Genomic DNA, 16,980 nt, shown 5'->3' on the forward strand with positions numbered 1-16,980 from the left:
TTCACTTAGGAAGCGTGGTTCAGGCGTCAGGTTCTTCGGTTGGGGCTACAGTCGCCCCAATTCCTATCTTTTGCAGCCCGGCCACGATCAGTCGGTCACCCGCCTTAAGCCCATCTGTGACGATCCATTTGTCACCTTCTGTGCCTCTGACTGTCAGGATACGCTCGGCCACGGTGTTGTTCTCGTCGACAACCATGGCAGTAGGTTGCCCGCGTCGGTTACGCGCGACGCCCTGTTGCGGGGCGAGTATGGCGCCTTGCAGTACTTCGAACGGAAGATGCGCGGTAACATACATGCCGGGAAGGACAATTTGCTTGGGGTTCGGGAATTCGATCCGCAGAACCGACACGCCAGTTTGAGGGTCGACCTGCGGTTCAGCCGCAAGAACGGTTCCGGTCTGATCAAAAGTCGATCCATCAGCCAGCGTTACCGTAACAGTAGGATCCAGCGACTGTAAGGTCGCGGGTTGATCCGCAATGGCCCGGTTAAAACGCAGCACATCCTGAGTTGAAACTGCGACGTCCACGTAAACCTTGTCGATTTGTCGAATTACGGCCAGCGGTTCCGCTTGCTGCGCGGTTACCAGCGCACCTTGCGTTGCGAGTGCACGTCCGACGCGACCGGACAGAGGCGCACGGATTACGGTATGTTGCAGGTCGATTTTGGCGGCTTGTAGTTGCGCTTTGGCCACCAGCAATGCGGCCTGAGCCGAGTCTCTTTCAGCAACCGCGCTATCCACTGCCTGCTGGCTGGCGACGTTTCGAAGTAGCAGTTCTGCAACCCGCTTTTCTTCTTTTTGAGCGGCCGTCAGACGCGCTTCCGCCTGCGTTACGCTAGCCGAGGCTTGCTGAACACGAGCGTCATAAATGTCGTCATCGATCCGGTACATTGCGTCGCCTTCCGCGACTGTGCCACCTTCTTGGAACATGCGTTCAACGATGATGCCGGATACTTGCGGTCTTACCTCCGCCACACCCAACGCTGCAACGCGGCCTGGCAGTTCAGAGAACAAGGTGACGTCTTTGGCTTCCAGTGTCACGACGGTGACGGGAACGGGTGCGGCTGATTGAGCGACTGCGTTAGATGCGAAGCCGGAAAGCAGTGCTGCCATCGACATCAAAAGGAAGCGTCGGGTTTTGAACATTTTCGCATCTCCGTTTTGTACGGCTAATAGCAAGTACTGAATTGCAGGGACCACCGTTAACCAGAGCGGGCAAGTTTTGACAGATCTCATCGAAAGCGCAATGCAGGTCAGGTAGAAATGTCATGCGCTATCACTGCATAGCCCTTCCCTGAGATTTCCAAGCACAAATTGCAATAGCTAATTTACTTTTTGGGTGTAAAAAACTCCTGCCACACGTGTTTGTGTTCGACAGTTTAGCACATTGGCGTGGCGTCGCCGTTGGTGCTCAGTACAAATTTGTCAGGTTTTAAACAGGTCCCGCAGCGCGTCTAGATTACCTTCATGGTGCAACAGCCCAATCATCAACAGTAAACGTGCTTTGGCGGCAGGCAGGTCGCCGGCTAAAATACAGCCAGCTTTTTCAAGTGTGTCCCCTCCGCCGGCATCCCCGTAGATTGGTTCGACATTACCGTGATACACCCGCGTCGCGATGACGACGGGAATATCTTTGCTCAAAGTGTATTTGATCGCATCAAACATCTCCGAGTTTACGTTACCCGCACCTACGCCGTTCACTACGATCCCTTTGGCCCCGGTATCGACTGCGTGACGTAGAAACCGCCCGTCAGATCCCGCATAAGCCATGATCAGAGGTACGTCCGGTAGGGTCTGGGGGAGCGGGTTAGGTAAGGGCATCCGTACTCGGTTCAGGCGATCGTTGATCCGCTGAACCTGGTCGTCGAAGATATACCCAAGATACCCCTTCTCGCCTGAATTGAACGTCTGGACATTGGTCGTCTGGGTTTTGCGCACGTGTCGTGCTGAGTTGACATATCTGTTCAATGTAACAGAAACGCCCCAGTTCTGCGCGTTAGGCGACAGCACCTGAACCACGGCGTCGTTGATGTTGCCCGGTCCGTCTGGGTTAGGGCTTGAAGCATCATTCATCGCCCCGGTGAACACTACGGGCTTATTACTTTTTAGCGTTACATCCACGAAAAAAGCGCCGTCGGCCATGGTATCTGTTCCATGTGTTACAACGGCGCCACCGATATCAGGACGGGCCAGGATTTCGTCCAAAGACACACTTAGACGAGCCCAATCCATCGGGGTCATTTGAGACGAGTCAATGTTACTGGCTTGCAGTACCCCGACGTTGGCCAACTTTGATAAATTTGGCACCGCTTCAACAAGATCTTTGGCTGAGACAGCGGGAACTGCTCCGCCAGTTTTGGGGTCTGTTCGCTCGGCTATCGTTCCTCCGGTGGCGACGATAGCCACCGAAGGCAGTTCTGGCCGTTGGGAGGCAAATTCGAGCTTCGAGGCCTGGTCGGCGCTCGCAGAACCGGGCACCAGCAGTGTCACGCTGGCGAAGGTCGACAACAAAAACCGAAGTAAAGCCATGATCTTTCTCTTAAATTGCTCCGGGAACTCTTACCCGGCGATCATGTCATTTCAACCCTCGGTGCGATTTCCAGTCGCTATAAGATTGCGCTAAACGTACCAATCAGTCGTACGCTCAAAGATCCAGAACCACCGGATCAGAACCCTGTGCTGGAACGGCACAGCAGATCAGAACCTCGTCCTCGGAATGATCTGCCGTTGGCTGCGTTCGGTAGGATACAGTACCCGCAATTTTGCGTGTCAGACAGCTGCCGCATGATCCGGAGCGGCACGAAAACGGGGGTGCCAAACCTTGGGCTTCAGCAGTTTCCAGAAGTGTAGCATCGCCCTTTTCCCACTGCACTTTTTGACCGGATGCTTTGAAGGTAACCGATACTTCTTCGGCCTCAGGTTCTGGTTTGTACGTGGCGGTGCCGCTCATGCGACGCTTTAGCGACGCCGGGCCAAAGGCCTCTGCGAATATCCGCTCGTCACGTGCGCCAAGATCGAGAAGCAAGTCATACACGGCCTGCATGAAAACCGGCGGGCCGCAAAGGTAGAAGTCGTAGTCATCGAACGCCAGAGTATCGCGGACCAAGTCCGACGTGATGTAACCGGCAAAGTCAAAGTCCTCCCCGGTGATTGAGGTTTCTTCCGGTCGTTCGATGATCGAAACATAGCGAACCGCGCCGCCGCTGCTGATTTCGGCTTCGCGTAAGTCGTTGTAGAATGCGCGTTGCCCAACAGTTTGCGCAGCATGAAACAGCGTTATCGGCCGCGTGTGGCGCGTCCTTGTGCCTTCGTGCAAAACGTGGCGGACCATTGAGATCATTGGCGTGATCCCTACCCCTCCAGCAAACAGCACTGCGGGGCGGGTTTCGGTGGCGTTCAGGTAGAATTGCCCCTTAGGTGCTTTGACTTCAACCAGATCGCCGACCTTTAAATTGTCGTGCAGGTGTGAGGATACCAAACCCTCATCCTCTCGCTTTACCGATATCCGATACCCATAATCTCGTGGCGCGGACGAAACAGTATATGTACGACTGACGGGTGTTTTGCCGTCGGGCTTGGTTCGGACCGTCAGGAACTGGCCCGCCTCGAAAGGTAACAGTGGCAGATCGTCGGTTGGGTCGAGTGTGAACGATCGGATCACATCACTTTCATCTTTGATGGAAGTGACGCGCAGAGATCGCCACTGATTGCGTTGCGCCTCGGCCTTTTGCCGATCTTCAACTGCTTGCCAACTGTCTGCCATCAAACTGTTGGTCGAAAACTCTTGAAACTCTGCTCTGAACGGCAAGGCGTCATACAGCCTCAGACCATGATCAAGCTCAAACCGCCAGCCCCGGTCTGCTCCTTGGAACTCTGCAATGTCAGGATGATTTTCTGACAAAACCTCGACCGTCCCTGTCAACATAAGCAGGTCTCCAGTTTGGTAGTCTGGAAACAGAAGTCCCGCTTTTGGAGTCACCAGAAAATTGCCCAAGGTATTGAAAAAATTGTTCCCCGAGAAGTCAGGCACCAGCAGGCTGTTGCCTTCAACCTTTACAAATCCGGCTTGCCCACCGCGATGCGAGACATCCACGCCTTTGTGGCCCGGCGTGTCATTATAACTGGAAACATAAAACGAATGCGCTTGGGCGATATCCCCACGGGCTTTTTCATCCAGTTCAAAAAATCGGTCAGTTGTTTGGTGAGCAACAAAGTCCTGCGGATCCCGAACAAAGTCGACATCGTGGGTTTGAATGTATTGTGGGCAGTTCCCGTAGGATTGAACCACACCCAGAGAAAAGCTCTTGTCGCCGACCTGATCTACAATCGCGTTCATACGGTTTCGGCGCCTGGTCGAAAGTTCAACGCCGACGGCACCAACAGGAGCGTTGGTTTTGAGCGCCTTTGTGAGGGGGTCGTCCTCCAAAGGCCACGCATTCACATCCAGCTGTTTGTCATGCGGAGAACTTAGGAACCCAGGATTTGCCGATAGCATCGACGCCCAAGGCCATCCCTCCTGATCGACACTGCCAAGCACGATGAAGGGAAGCTTGCCGAAGAATTCACGATGCTGATCGGGCATGTAGGAGCGGATAAAAGCGCGACCCATCTTTTCCAATTTGTCCCGCTTTCCAACACGGGATTGCATTGCTCGTTCACCAGAGTGAAACGGGGACTCTTCCGATTTGAATGGAGCGCTCATAGCAGACCTCAATGGGTTTGATGTGGCCAGTTGCTGACGCGCAACTGGCCGTGGGCAGCGTTGCGGTTAGGCCGCGTTCAATCCTGCTGCGGTACGGGGCATAGGTACAAAGCCTTCAAGACCCTCGATGTTCGACAGGAGGCGTCGGACGTTAGGATAAGGTTCTAGCGACACGCCGCCCTCTGGGGCGTGTGCGGTATAGCTGTAGATCGCAATATCAGCGATCGACGGTTGCCCGCCAACCAGCCACTCGCGCCCCTCGAGGTGTGCGTCGAGCTTTGCCAAAACCTTTGCGGCCGTTGCATGGGTAAAGTCCACGTCCAAAGGCGCATTGAAAACGGTAATCAGTCGTGCCGCAGCTGGGCCAAAGGCGATCTCGCCGGCAGCAAGGGTCAGGAACTTCTGCACCTCGGCCTCAAGGACTGGGTCTGAGGGCAGAAACGACGGAGCGTATTTGCGGGCTAGGTAGACGAGAATGGCGTTGCTGTCGCTGATAACGACGTCGTCGTCTTCCAGCACCGGTACTTGGCCGGCGGGGTTCATTTCTAAAAACGCGTCGCTCTTGTGCGCTCCTCCAGGAAGGTCGACATCAATAACCTCGTGTTCAATGCCGGCAAGGTTGGCAAACAGAACAGCTCGGTGTGCGTGACCCGACAAGGGGAAGCTGTGTATGCGGATGGTATTGGACATCTGAAAGCTCACTTTTCGTTTTCTAAGGTTCAGCTCGTGTGCTTCAGACTTAGTTTGCTTTCAGATGGGCGATAATATACCCATTTAGTGAATTACTATGAACAAGACGTAGATAATGGATACTATACAGGGCATGCGGACATTTGCGGCGGTTGCCGCACACTCGTCCTTTACTGAGGGCGCGCGCCAGATCGGTATCAGCACTAAACTGGCCAGCAAATATGTCGGGCAGCTTGAAGACCGCCTGAATGCGCAACTGTTCAACCGAACAACCCGCAGCGTGACTCTTACTGAAACCGGTCGCGCATATTATGAACGCTGCTTACCGTTGTTAGAGCAATTTGATGAGCTGGAGGGCGTTGTTCAGCAACGGCAGTCGGAATTGGCAGGCCGGATTCGGATTACTGCACCAACAGGGTTTGGATCCGCAGAGTTGATACACCTGTTGAAGCCTTTTCAGTCAAGCCACCCAAAGGTTTCTATTGAATTGCATCTTTCAGATCATCACGTGTCGATGGTCGAAGAGGGATATGATCTGGCCATTCGATTTGGGACACTCAAAGACTCAAGTTTGATCGCCCGTAAACTCACGGATATGCGGATCGTATGCTGTGTTTCTCCTGACTATCTGGAGCTGCACGGAACGCCTGAGGATCCAACGGCGTTGTCTAATCATAACTGCCTGCTGCAAACGACCGGTCCAAATACAGATCACTGGGCCTTCAAATGGCCGGACGGTGTAAAGAACATTGCGGTTTCAGGTAACTTCCGGGCGAACTCTCCACGAGCGGTGGCCAATATGGCGGCGGACGGGCTTGGGATTGGACGTATACCGCTCTATACTGCCCGGCCTTTCTTAGGGTCGGGTCGTTTGCAGCTGATCTTTGAGGATCAGGAAGCAATTACACTTGGGCTTTACGCCGCCTATCCGCAAAACCGTCATCTAACCGCGCGGATCCGGGTCCTAATCGACCACTTGGTTGAACAACTGCGCGGAACCTGACGCGGCTAATTCTCACAAGTCTGTGATCTCTCAAAAACCGACGGGCGGACAGGGTTGCACACGAAACTACCTATCGATAGGTAGGTCGTTGTGCAACGTAGTCGCAAAAAGGAGTTACCCAAATGAAAGTTTATGAGACCGAAGGTTTCCCGAACCCTGCTCGTATCCGTATCGCTCTTGCAGAAAAAGGGGCATCCGACAAAGTGGAATTCGTTCCGGTGGACGTCATGGGCGGTGAGCACCGGACACCGGAATTCAAGGCCAAGAACCCAGATGCAGTTGTGCCTTGCCTCGAGCTAGCAGACGGGTCGCACATTTCACAGTGCAATGCGATCACGGAGTATATCGACGCTGAGTTCGATGGTCCTTCGTTGACCGGGGTGACAGCGAAGGAACGTGCGACGATTTCAATGATGAACCTGCGTGCTGAAAATGGTTTATTGAACGCTGTCAGCACCTATTTTCACCACGCCACTCCGGGATTGGGCCCTGATCTTGAAACCTATCAATGTGCCGAATGGGGCGAGAAGCAAAAGGAAGTTGCCGAACGCACTATGGTCTATTTGGATACGGTTTTGGCCAATAGCGATTACCTTGCCGGAGAAAGCTTTTCGGTTGCGGACATCACCGCATTCGCTGGCCTGGCCTTCGCCGATTTTGCTAAAATTGAAATCCCGGAAAACCTGAAGAACCTGCACGCTTGGCGTGCAAGAATGGCATCGCGCCCCTCTATCGCCGCTTAACTTCAATTGTCCTCGAGTTAAAAGGATACTTTCCCATGGAACTAAACTCGGATTTCTCCTCGCGCGTCGTCGTTCATTCAGATCAGTTGGAGTGGCAAGCCTCGCCGATGAAAGGTGTTGATCGGCGTATGTTGGATCGGATGGGTGGCGAGGTTGCTCGGGCGACGACGATTGTGCGTTATGCTCCGGGCAGCAAGTTTTCAGCCCACACGCATACGGGTGGAGAAGAATTCATCGTATTGGACGGTGTATTTCAGGATGAACATGGTGACTTTCCGGTAGGCACTTATGTCCGCAATCCCCCTACATCGTCACATACGCCCGGTTCCGAGCCCGGCTGTACCATCTTTGTCAAGCTCTGGCAGTTCGACTTGGAAGATCGCACTCAATTCCGCAAAAATATGGCTGAGGAGCTAGGTGCAACTGTCGGAGGTATAGCCACGGCCGTTTTGCACGAGGATGCGCGGGAGGTTGTCACCTATCACCATGTCGATCCTCAGGCCACTTTAACGTCTGACGCCACCGGTGGAATTGAGCTGTTGATCATCGGCGGATCGCTAACAGTCGGGGCTGACGTTCTGAGCAAAAATGATTGGTTGCGTTTGCCTGAAGGGGAAAGCCTGAGCGCCATCGCAGGAGCTGAGGGTGCGAAGATTTGGATGAAGACCGGGCACCTACCGTTCGCACAGCCGCCCGCGGTTTGAAAACGTACTGTAGCAAATCGACGTTTTTGATTTCTCTCCGTCCGAACAAAGTTTGATCGGGCGGAGAAGCCGTTACAGCGCCCCCTACCCCAAGCAATGGATGACAGCTATACCCGAATCTAGAATGCACGTGGTCACGGTCATGCTCTGGCGCGGGCTGCAAAAAGGGGATGTGCGCTTATGACGACAGATACCAGAACAGCATTGCTGGACGTTGCCGAACATGCTGCCCGGGCGCGCGGCTTCGATGGGTTTAGTTATGCCGATTTGGCCGAGGCTGTGGGAATTCGCAAAGCATCCATCCACTATCATTTTCCCACCAAAGCGGCCCTGTCGGCTGCTTTAATGGATAGGTATCACGCGACGCTCGAAGCTCAGTGCCACAAAATCCGGGCAACAAATGACACTGCTGCCGCGCAGCTTTTGGGCTTGATCGAAGTCTACCGAGACGCGTTGAACAACGGCAAAACACTGTGTCTATGTGTGTCGCTTATCAGCAGCAGAGAGAGCTTGGCCGATGATGTTATCGCCAAGATCAAAGCTTTCCGCGCAATGATGGTCAGTCAGATCGAGGCAATCTTTGCTTTGGGTCAGCAAGACAAAACCATAGCGGGCGTGTTGGATCCACAGTCAGAAGCTCGAGGAGCTTTGGCATTGCTGGAAGGGGCTCATTTGACCGCTCGTGCGGAAGAGAATGTAGAGACATTCGACGAAGCCGTCGCGGTCTTAAAATCTCGCTGCTGAACACTAATCAAGATTTCAGGCTCTACAAGAAATTGGTGCCAGTCCGCGTCTCTTTCGAACTCAACAGAATGCCAAGCCCGGTTGAAGCCGGGCTTGGGTGTGTTTCATGTTTATTCTGCAGCCGGAGCCGTTGTTGGAATATCCGCCGCTTCGCGCTTGCCATCTCTATAGATGGCTTTAACCAGCGAAACCGACATCAGGACCATCACCAGTGAGAAGGGTAATGCGCCTATAACCATTGCTGTTTGAATGGCTTTCAGACCTCCAACAAGCAACAGTGCAGCAACAACTGCGCCAAGCGCTACGCCCCAGAAGATGATGTGCGGTCGAGCTTTTGGCCCTTCGTCACCCGCGGCGTTGATGGTGTTGACGATCAGGACCGCCGAGTCTGCCGAAGTCACCAGATAAGTCATCAACAGAACAACGATCACAACCGCCATTGCCCAGCCCAGAACTTCGCCGAGGATCAGCCCGGTCATTGCAAAGATCTTGTCGCCATCAGTTGCGCCAAAGATCTCGCCACCTGCGGCTCCAGACAGCTCCATTTCGATGGCGGTACCGCCAGCAAAGGAGAACCAGACAAAGCACATGATCGCTGGAACAATCAGAGCGCCCAGGACGAACTCGCGAATGGTGCGGCCGCGTGAGATACGTGCCAGGAACAGGCCAACGAACGGTGCAAATGCAACCCACCATGCCCAGTAGAAGACTGACCAAGCGCCCTGCCAGCCTTCGAGGCTGTCTGCAACGCCGCCCGTGCCGTCACCCGAGTAGACAGTGAACATCATCGAAGGCAATGCAACCAGATATTCCCAAGTGCCCAGGAACAGCGCCTGAATGCCAAACCATGTTGATCCGAACAGCATCAGGAAGCCCAAGAGGAAGATCGACAAGCCCATGTTCAAGTTGGAGAGCCACTTGATGCCTTTGCCCACACCGGACAGCGCCGACAGAGTGGACGCCCCCATAATTACGACGATCGCAAAGATGATGCCCATAGAAGAAGCATTGCCTTCGCTGTTCAGCAACCAGCTGCCGATACCGATACGGCTCATACCTGCAACAAACTGTTCAACGCCGAAGCCCAGAGTTTGAGCGACACCCAGAATAGTGGCGATCACGGCCACGATGTCGATCAGGCTGCCCAGCGGTCCGGAAAGCTTGGAACCAAACAGCGGGGTCAGGGATGAACGGATCGTCAGCGGAAGGCCACGGCGATACGCAAAGAAGGCAAGCGCAAGGCCAGCAATCGCGTAGGACGCCCAAGCCGAGAAGCCCCAATGAAGGTAGGAGTACTGGTAGGCATTCAGAAAGTTGCCTTCCGTTCCGCCTTCGGCCAGACCCTGGATGACCTCGGGATTGTTTTGGAAGTGGTAAACTGGTTCTGCGACCGCCCAGGTCAGCATCCCAACGCCGATGCCTGCACCAAACATCATTGAGAACCAGGAAAAGTTTGAAAACTCCGGTTCATCTTCGGCTTGTCCAAGTTTGAGGCGGCCCGCGCTCGGCCAAAGGGCAAGGCCGATACAAACGATCACAAATGACGCCATCACGTAGATGTACCAGGTGCCAAAGTTGGACAGGATAAAGCTGTTGAAGCCGCTCAATACAGTGCCTGCCTGCTCAGGAAACGCAACTGCCCATATTACGAGGAGGCCAACGATGATTTTTGACGTCACCGTGACGTCAATACTGAAACCCGAATAGAATCCCCGATCAGCCGTTTTGATCGGCAGATCCGTTAAGGGTGGCTTGATTGACATTTAGATTTCCTCCCATGTCATTCTTGGATTTTTTTATGAAGGTACTGTTGGTTTCTTGACGGCGCGTTCAATTGTGTGTGGTTGCGCTTTTGCCACGCGTGCCGCGGTGCAGACGCACCGATGTGTTTATTGAGCTGATGCCAATCAGGGGTTCTTTCCGCTGAATGGACATAAGCATCAGATTGTTTGGGTTTTTCATGCAGTCTTGACTTGGTAGCAGCGCAGGGGTTGAGTTGATTGGATAACGGCTGGCCGTAGGTATTTCCTATGTTCGGACAACCATGATGTAGAAAACCAAACGACAACAGAACAAATGTCTGATGGCTGATAAAGGAAATTCCTATACCAAATTCGCCCGAAATGCGGCGGATCTATGTGCGTTCATGGTGGTTTGTCGTCATGGGCAGCTCTCTGCGGCGGCCCGAGAAATGAAAGTTTCCCAACCCAGTCTCAGCCAACGAATTCGCAATCTGGAAACCGCTTTGAACCAAAAGCTGTTCGAGCGGACATCCAAGGGTGTCTCGCTGACACGAGACGGGGCTGCGCTGTATCGGAACTTGTATGAGCCGCTGACAGATCTGGCTAACCGTTTTCACGACGTGGTGGATAAGCATCGGCAGCAACGTTTGCTTATTTCGGTCGATTACGCCTTTGCGTACTTTTGGTTGCTGCCGCGCCTTCCCAAAATTCGCGACCGGCTAGGCGAGATCGACATCAGTGTTCTGACATCGCAAGAGCCAAAAGCTACTGCCATTTCAGACGCTGATCTGGTCATCTGCATGGCCGAGTACAATCAGGTGTCCCCGGATGATACTCTTCTCATTCCTGAGCAGGTGAACGTCATTTGCAGTCCTGAGTTCAGGGCAACTCATTCAGAAATCTCAACGGCCAGTGACCTGAAAAAGCTGTCTCAGTTGTTGCACCTGGTCACACCATTGCAATCCTCAAGTTGGTGCAGCTGGGCCGAGTTTCTGAGAGAGTTTGGTGTCGACGCTTCGGGGCTAAGCAGAGGGACGACATTTTCAAACTATGAGATGATCGTCAAAGCGACGCTTGCAAATCAAGGGGCCGCCCTTGGGTGGAAGGGGTTGGTTGACGATCTTCTGCAAAACGGTGAGCTGGTTCAGCTTGTGCCTGAAACCTACGTTACAGAACGAGGCTACTATATTTCCAATGCTTCGCAGAATCCGTCACAGCTTGTGAATGATGTGCGTAACTGGATCGTAGAGGAAATTGCGCTGTCTTCATGACAAACCCTATCCCCCCTACCCTCCGGACATTTGGGACGCATAGTAGTATGCGATGGCCTGGGTTCTGTTTTTCACCGCTAGCTTCTCATAGATGTTCGAAAGATGAAATTTCACAGTATTGGTCGAAATCTGAAGCTCTTTCGATAGCTCACGATTCGACATGCCTTGGGCTAAGGCCTCCAAAATAGCTCTTTCTTTACGTGATAGGCTTTGGATGGGGTCCTGCTGCATTTTCCGAACATCAATGAACGGAAAAACCATTTTACCAGCGGCAACATCGGCGCAGGTTTCAAGCAGGCCGTCGACCTCTCCTGAGCGTGCGGCAAAGCCGGCCGCACCGGCTTGCATCGCCAGCCGCGGTATCTCTCCGGTCGCCTCGCCATAGACGACGAACTTGGGGGCGTTGGCCTGTTCGCGCAGGACTTCGATCAGTTTTGCTGCGCCTAGGGCGGGCAGGTTCCAATCCACGACTCCGACCTGAACAGGAACCCGCATCACAGTTCCAAGAAACCCTTCTGCGGTAGCAGACGTCGCCACAAGAGAGAATCGGGGGTCGCGCTCAAAGATTTCGGACATTGCCGACAGAACCAACGGATTGCTGTCGGCCAGCATGACATCGATCGGAAGTTTAGAGCCCTCAACCATCTGTTTTTAACCTAATTTTCTCAAAAACCACCCGAATGGGTAGGTGTAGTTTCGGTATACCTTGGTATTTTTACCTAAATGGGTAGGTTAAACACCATACTTATGGACATCCTAAAGCAGTAGTAAGTTACGTTGCGTGATGGCACAAGTCCGGGTTTTCTGTCTGGCAACGTAACAAACGGGCCCTCTGCCCGATCAACTGCCGAGGAAAGCCAACCATGACTTTTCAGATCTTCCCCCAGCTGGAGATCCCCGAGACATTAGCTGCCGGACCGGGGCCGGGAAACACCGATGCCCGAGTTTTGCAAGCCTTTGCCAGTGCGGGTGTTGCTGACCACATGCAAGGCGATGTCCTGCGTGGGATGATTGAGTGTAAGCACATGCTGCGCAAGATCTGGGGCACTCAGAACACATATACATTCGCTGTTGCCGGCACCGGTTGGAGCGCCTTGGACACCATGTTCTCTGCCGTGATGCCGGGTGACAAAGTTGTTGCGTTCACCAATGGAACCTTCTCTGGAATTGACGCGCTGACCTTACGGATCAAGGCCGCGACACCTGAAGAGCACGCGGCCAACCCTCTTGATCCTCAGGCCGCCAGTGTCACCGTGATTGAAGTTCCGCATGGCCAGCCTGTTACTGGCGAATTGGTCGAAGCCGCTTTGGCCGAGCATCAGCCAAAATGGGCCTTCATGGCACATTGGGAAACGGGCTCGGGCCGCATTAACGACGTGCGCGGCTTCTCGGACGCCTGCGAGCGCCACGCGGCGATGGGCTTGATCGACGCTGTCTCGTCGCTTGGTGTCGACGATTTCTCGATCGATGATTATCCGGGAATCGCCGGTTGGGCGTCATGCCCACAGAAAGGTCTGTGCTGTCTACCTCTGACCTACGCTCCGGTCAGCTTCACGGATGCCTATATTGAAACCTTGAAGACATCCGGCGCCTATTCCTATGTCCATAATCCAATCTTTGAAGCCCGCCATTGGGGCATCGTCGATGGCCAGGATGTTGAAAAAGGCACCTATCACCGCACGCATTCGGGATACGCCGTTGCCGCTTTCCACGAAGCACTGCGCCTGACCCTGCAGGAAGGGCTGGCGAAACGGGCGATGTCCTATCGAATCCACGAAAAGGTACTGCGCGACGCAGTGATCGAGATGGGATGCGCGGTCACCTCGGACATGCCGAGCCTGATCGTCCTCAACCTGCCGTCGGAACTGGCTGGGCGTGAGATGGAGCTGGTACAGAACTGCCGCGCGCGGGGCTTTGGCATCTGGCCGACACTCAGCGCACCTGTGCAGGTGCGGATCGGCATCCTGAATCAGCTGAACCGCAAATCCGTCAGCCGGATCGTGCGCCTGTTCGCCGAAGCAATTCGAGAACTGGGTGGAGAGATTGATCGGGATGCGATCGAGGCATTGCTGGAAAGCCGCTACGGCACCTCGATGGCTGCCTAACCAAACTGCAAGAACGGGAGGATTGCAGATGGATATTCACGAATATCAGGCGAAAGAACTTCTTTCGAATTTTGGTGTCGATGTGCCCTCGGGTGCGTTGGCCTACAGCCCCGAGCAAGCGGCCTATAGGGCGCGCGAGCTTGGTGGCGACAAATGGATCGTCAAAGCTCAGGTTCACGCAGGTGGGCGCGGCAAGGCCGGAGGGGTCAAGCTGTGCAACACCGAGAATGAAATCTACACAGCCTGCGATGACATGTTTGGCCGTAAGCTGGTCACACATCAGACCGGCCCGGAAGGCAAAGGCATCTATCGTGTCTATGTTGAATCGGCTGTTCCGATTGATCGGGAGATCTACCTTGGCTTCGTGCTCGACCGCTCAAGCCAGCGCGTGATGATCGTAGCCTCATCTGAAGGCGGGATGGAGATCGAAGAGATCTCGGCGGAACGTCCGGACAGCATCGTGCGCTCAATCGTTGAACCTGCGGTGGGCTTGCAAGAGTTCCAGGCGCGTGAAATCGCGTTCCAACTGGGCCTGGAGCCAAAGCTGGTTCAGCAAATGGTGCGCACGCTGCAAGGTTGCTATTCGGCCTTCAGCGATTTGGACGCCACCATGGTTGAGATCAACCCTTTGGTCATTACTGGTGACGACCGCGTTTTGGCGCTGGACGCAAAGATGAGCTTTGACGACAATGCTCTTTTCCGTCACCCGCAGATCGCCGAATTGCGCGACAAGAGCCAGGAAGACCCGCGGGAAAGCCGTGCGGGAGATCGTGGCCTGTCTTATGTCGGTCTCGATGGCAATATTGGCTGTATCGTCAACGGCGCCGGTCTGGCGATGGCGACGATGGACACGATCAAGCTGGCCGGCGGTGAGCCCGCCAATTTCCTCGACATCGGTGGTGGTGCCTCGCCCGAGCGTGTGGCCAAGGCGTTCCGTCTGGTTCTGTCGGATGAAAACGTACAGGCGATCCTCGTCAACATCTTCGCTGGTATCAACCGCTGTGACTGGGTTGCGGAAGGTGTCGTGCAGGCTCTGAAAGAGCTGGATATCGACATCCCGGTGGTCGTGCGTCTGGCTGGTACGAATGTCGAAGAAGGCCAGAAAATTCTCGCGAAATCGGGCCTGCCGATCATTCGCGCCACCACACTGATGGAAGCCGCAGAACGCGCCGTGGGCGCATGGCGCAACGACCTTACTCAAGGCACCAAGATGAGGGCTGTGTAATGAGCATTCTTCTCGATCGTGACTCTCGTGTCATCGTACAGGGCATCACCGGCCGTATGGCGCGGTTCCATACAAAGGACATGCTGAACTATGGCACCAACGTTGTCGGCGGTGTTGTACCCGGCAAGGGCGGGGAAACCGTCGAAGGCGTTCCGGTCTTTGACACCGTCAAACAGGCGGTCGAGGCAACTGGCGCGGACGCCAGCCTTGTCTTCGTACCGCCGCCGTTTGCGGCCGACTCGATCATGGAAGCCGCGGATGCCGGTATCCGCTATTGCGTCTGCATTACCGACGGTATTCCGGCGCAGGACATGATCCGGGTGAAACGGTACATGTATCGTTATCCCAAAGAGAAACGCATGGTTCTGACCGGACCGAATTGCGCGGGAACCATCTCGCCCGGCAAAGCTCTGCTGGGGATTATGCCGGGGCACATCTACCTGCCGGGCAACGTGGGCATCATCGGACGTTCTGGGACGCTGGGCTATGAGGCTGCTGCACAACTTAAAGAGCGCGGGATCGGTGTTTCAACTAGCGTTGGCATTGGTGGAGATCCGATCAATGGCTCCTCCTTCAAGGACATCCTGCAGCGGTTCGAAGAGGACGACGACACCCATATCATCGCCATGATCGGTGAGATCGGCGGCCCGCAGGAAGCCGAAGCGGCCGAATACATCCGCGACCACATCTCCAAGCCGGTGGTGGCTTATGTTGCGGGTCTGACCGCCCCCAAAGGCCGCACCATGGGCCATGCGGGCGCGATCATTTCGGCCTTTGGCGAAAGCGCCAGCGAGAAGGTTGAAATCCTGTCGGCCGCCGGCGTGACCGTGGCTGAAAACCCTGCCGTAATCGGTGAAACGATCGCCCGCGTGATGGAGGCTGCGTGATGGTTAAACCCTCGGTTCTTGTTACCCGTCGTTGGCCCGCCGCCGTCGAGGCGCAGCTGGCCGAGAACTATAACGCAGTGCTGAATACCGGGGACAAACCAATGTCCCCGGCCGAAATCCGGCAAGCGCTGAAATCCTATGACGCGGTGCTTCCCACCGTTACGGATATACTAAGCGCCGAAGCTTTGGATGTGCCCGGTGCACAGACGAAAATCCTCGCCAACTACGGCGTCGGTTACAGCCACATCTGCGAGCCGTCGGCGCGTGGGCTGGGTATGACCGTGACAAACACGCCCGACGTGTTGTCCGAATGCACCGCCGACATCGCCATGACCCTGCTTCTGATGGTAGCCCGCCGTGCCGGTGAAGGTGAGCGTGAATTACGCGCTGGTAACTGGACCGGCTGGCGTCCCACACATCTGATCGGCACCAAGGTCAGCGGCAAAACGCTGGGCATCATCGGCTATGGTCGCATCGGTCAGGAAATGGCTCGCCGCGCCCATCACGGGTTTGGCATGGACATCCTTGTCTATAACCGCAGTCCGATTGCACCAGACGTTTTGGCCAAGTGCAACGCGACGCAGGTGGAAACGGTCGATGAGCTGTTGCCGCACTGCGATTTCGTCTCGCTGCATTGCCCCGGAGGCGCTGCAAACCGACATATGATCAACGCACGCAGGTTGGACCTTATGAAACGCGACGCGTTCCTGATCAACACGGCGCGTGGCGAAGTCATCGAAGAGCGCGCTCTTATTCAGTCGCTATCCTTCGACATGATCGGAGGAGCTGCGTTGGACGTGTTCGATGGTGAGCCACGCATTAACCCGGATCTCCTGCAATGCGACAACCTCGTGATGCTGCCGCACCTGGGTAGTGCTACGCGTGAAGCGCGCGAGGCGATGGGGTTCCGCGTTCTGGATAACCTCAGCGACTTTTTCCAAGGCTTCGAGCCACGCGACCGGGTGATCTGAGACCACCAGAAATACCAGGAAATGAACACCCATGCGGCCAAAACGGCGGCATTGGCCCCTCTTCTACAGGAGATTTGCACCGTGAATGCCCCGCACCGCACCGACGGTTTTTTCACCCAGTCCCTTTCGGATCGTGATCCTGAGCTTTTTGGCTCGATTACATCCGAGCTGGGTCGCCAGCGCGATGAGATCGAG

Annotated in this window: 15 protein-coding genes; 9 read left to right on the top strand and 6 right to left on the bottom strand. The window is 54.9% G+C overall.

Translation table 11 applies throughout. From position 1 onward, the window contains the following. Positions 1-19: 19 nt before the first annotated feature. From ACR0EO_RS19950 to ACR0EO_RS19965, 4 genes are all read right to left on the bottom strand, one after another. Complete coding sequence (locus ACR0EO_RS19950) at positions 20-1,144, bottom strand: efflux RND transporter periplasmic adaptor subunit (RefSeq protein ID WP_480692566.1); 1,125 nt, start codon at positions 1,142-1,144, stop codon at positions 20-22. A gap of 279 nt (positions 1,145-1,423) precedes the next feature. Next, entirely contained in the window at positions 1,424-2,527 is a 1,104-nt protein-coding gene (locus tag ACR0EO_RS19955) for an asparaginase (protein WP_480692567.1), read from the bottom strand. 115 nt (positions 2,528-2,642) lie between these two features. Then, positions 2,643-4,700 carry an FAD-binding oxidoreductase gene (locus tag ACR0EO_RS19960; protein ID WP_480692568.1) on the bottom strand — a complete coding sequence of 686 codons (2,058 nt, stop codon included), beginning with the start codon at positions 4,698-4,700 and terminating at the stop codon, positions 2,643-2,645. A 66-nt stretch (positions 4,701-4,766) separates the two neighbouring features. After that, positions 4,767-5,390, bottom strand: a complete 624-nt coding sequence (locus ACR0EO_RS19965) for a glutathione S-transferase family protein (protein WP_480692569.1) — start codon at positions 5,388-5,390, stop codon at positions 4,767-4,769. A 115-nt stretch (positions 5,391-5,505) separates the two neighbouring features. On the opposite strand from ACR0EO_RS19965, the gene ACR0EO_RS19970 reads away from it, so the two are divergent. The 4 genes from ACR0EO_RS19970 (at position 5,506) to ACR0EO_RS19985 (ending at position 8,584) form a co-directional block, all read left to right on the top strand. Beyond that, positions 5,506-6,393, top strand: coding sequence for a LysR family transcriptional regulator (locus tag ACR0EO_RS19970; protein ID WP_480692570.1), 888 nt, complete (start codon positions 5,506-5,508; stop codon positions 6,391-6,393). 122 nt (positions 6,394-6,515) lie between these two features. Further along, positions 6,516-7,136, top strand: a complete 621-nt coding sequence (locus ACR0EO_RS19975; RefSeq protein WP_480692571.1) for a glutathione S-transferase family protein — start codon at positions 6,516-6,518, stop codon at positions 7,134-7,136. 35 nt (positions 7,137-7,171) lie between these two features. Next, a complete protein-coding gene (locus ACR0EO_RS19980; protein ID WP_480692572.1) occupies positions 7,172-7,840 on the top strand; it encodes a cupin domain-containing protein in 669 nt (222 codons plus the stop codon). A gap of 180 nt (positions 7,841-8,020) precedes the next feature. Continuing rightward, positions 8,021-8,584, top strand: coding sequence for a TetR/AcrR family transcriptional regulator (locus ACR0EO_RS19985; RefSeq protein WP_480692573.1), 564 nt, complete (start codon positions 8,021-8,023; stop codon positions 8,582-8,584). Between the two features lie 110 nt (positions 8,585-8,694). Here ACR0EO_RS19985 and ACR0EO_RS19990 read toward each other — a convergent pair whose 3' ends face one another. Then, positions 8,695-10,347, bottom strand: coding sequence for a BCCT family transporter (locus ACR0EO_RS19990; RefSeq protein ID WP_480692574.1), 1,653 nt, complete (start codon positions 10,345-10,347; stop codon positions 8,695-8,697). Positions 10,348-10,667: 320 nt separating this feature from the next. Here ACR0EO_RS19990 and ACR0EO_RS19995 point away from each other — a divergent pair, with 320 nt between their 5' ends. Beyond that, positions 10,668-11,597, top strand: a complete 930-nt coding sequence (locus ACR0EO_RS19995) for a LysR family transcriptional regulator (RefSeq protein WP_480692575.1) — start codon at positions 10,668-10,670, stop codon at positions 11,595-11,597. A gap of 15 nt (positions 11,598-11,612) precedes the next feature. On the opposite strand, the gene ACR0EO_RS20000 is transcribed toward ACR0EO_RS19995, so the two are convergent. Beyond that, positions 11,613-12,242 carry a response regulator transcription factor gene (locus ACR0EO_RS20000; protein ID WP_480692576.1) on the bottom strand — a complete coding sequence of 210 codons (630 nt, stop codon included), beginning with the start codon at positions 12,240-12,242 and terminating at the stop codon, positions 11,613-11,615. Positions 12,243-12,460: 218 nt separating this feature from the next. On the opposite strand from ACR0EO_RS20000, the gene ACR0EO_RS20005 reads away from it, so the two are divergent. From ACR0EO_RS20005 to ACR0EO_RS20020, 4 genes are read left to right on the top strand one after another with little or no spacing between them, the layout of a single operon-like run. Then, the gene (locus ACR0EO_RS20005) at positions 12,461-13,702 is read left to right on the top strand and encodes a pyridoxal-phosphate-dependent aminotransferase family protein (protein ID WP_480692577.1); all 1,242 of its coding nucleotides are present in this window, start codon (positions 12,461-12,463) and stop codon (positions 13,700-13,702) included. Positions 13,703-13,730: 28 nt separating this feature from the next. Then, entirely contained in the window at positions 13,731-14,927 is a 1,197-nt protein-coding gene (locus tag ACR0EO_RS20010) for a malate--CoA ligase subunit beta (protein WP_480692578.1), read from the top strand. Next, positions 14,927-15,814: a succinate--CoA ligase subunit alpha gene (gene sucD / locus ACR0EO_RS20015; RefSeq protein ID WP_480692579.1), complete on the top strand. Its 888-nt coding sequence runs from the start codon at positions 14,927-14,929 to the stop codon at positions 15,812-15,814. Before ACR0EO_RS20010 ends, sucD begins: the two co-directional genes overlap by 1 nt. Continuing rightward, entirely contained in the window at positions 15,814-16,785 is a 972-nt protein-coding gene (locus tag ACR0EO_RS20020; protein ID WP_480692580.1) for a 2-hydroxyacid dehydrogenase, read from the top strand. Before sucD ends, ACR0EO_RS20020 begins: the two co-directional genes overlap by 1 nt. Positions 16,786-16,980 lie beyond the last annotated feature (195 nt).

This window comes from Ruegeria sp. BE9, assembly GCF_056538765.1.

Excerpts from the sequence above, each read along its gene's own strand:
- ACR0EO_RS19950 (WP_480692566.1), bottom strand. The coding sequence starts at position 1,144 with ATGTTCAAAACCCGACGCTTCCTTTTGATGTCGATGGCAGCACTGCTT.
- ACR0EO_RS19955 (WP_480692567.1), bottom strand. The coding sequence starts at position 2,527 with ATGGCTTTACTTCGGTTTTTGTTGTCGACCTTCGCCAGCGTGACACTG.
- ACR0EO_RS19960 (WP_480692568.1), bottom strand. The coding sequence starts at position 4,700 with ATGAGCGCTCCATTCAAATCGGAAGAGTCCCCGTTTCACTCTGGTGAA.
- ACR0EO_RS19965 (WP_480692569.1), bottom strand. The coding sequence starts at position 5,390 with ATGTCCAATACCATCCGCATACACAGCTTCCCCTTGTCGGGTCACGCA.
- ACR0EO_RS19970 (WP_480692570.1), top strand. The coding sequence starts at position 5,506 with ATGGATACTATACAGGGCATGCGGACATTTGCGGCGGTTGCCGCACAC.
- ACR0EO_RS19975 (WP_480692571.1), top strand. The coding sequence starts at position 6,516 with ATGAAAGTTTATGAGACCGAAGGTTTCCCGAACCCTGCTCGTATCCGT.
- ACR0EO_RS19980 (WP_480692572.1), top strand. The coding sequence starts at position 7,172 with ATGGAACTAAACTCGGATTTCTCCTCGCGCGTCGTCGTTCATTCAGAT.
- ACR0EO_RS19985 (WP_480692573.1), top strand. The coding sequence starts at position 8,021 with ATGACGACAGATACCAGAACAGCATTGCTGGACGTTGCCGAACATGCT.
- ACR0EO_RS19990 (WP_480692574.1), bottom strand. The coding sequence starts at position 10,347 with ATGTCAATCAAGCCACCCTTAACGGATCTGCCGATCAAAACGGCTGAT.
- ACR0EO_RS19995 (WP_480692575.1), top strand. The coding sequence starts at position 10,668 with ATGGCTGATAAAGGAAATTCCTATACCAAATTCGCCCGAAATGCGGCG.
- ACR0EO_RS20000 (WP_480692576.1), bottom strand. The coding sequence starts at position 12,242 with ATGGTTGAGGGCTCTAAACTTCCGATCGATGTCATGCTGGCCGACAGC.
- ACR0EO_RS20005 (WP_480692577.1), top strand. The coding sequence starts at position 12,461 with ATGACTTTTCAGATCTTCCCCCAGCTGGAGATCCCCGAGACATTAGCT.
- ACR0EO_RS20010 (WP_480692578.1), top strand. The coding sequence starts at position 13,731 with ATGGATATTCACGAATATCAGGCGAAAGAACTTCTTTCGAATTTTGGT.
- sucD (WP_480692579.1), top strand. The coding sequence starts at position 14,927 with ATGAGCATTCTTCTCGATCGTGACTCTCGTGTCATCGTACAGGGCATC.
- ACR0EO_RS20020 (WP_480692580.1), top strand. The coding sequence starts at position 15,814 with ATGGTTAAACCCTCGGTTCTTGTTACCCGTCGTTGGCCCGCCGCCGTC.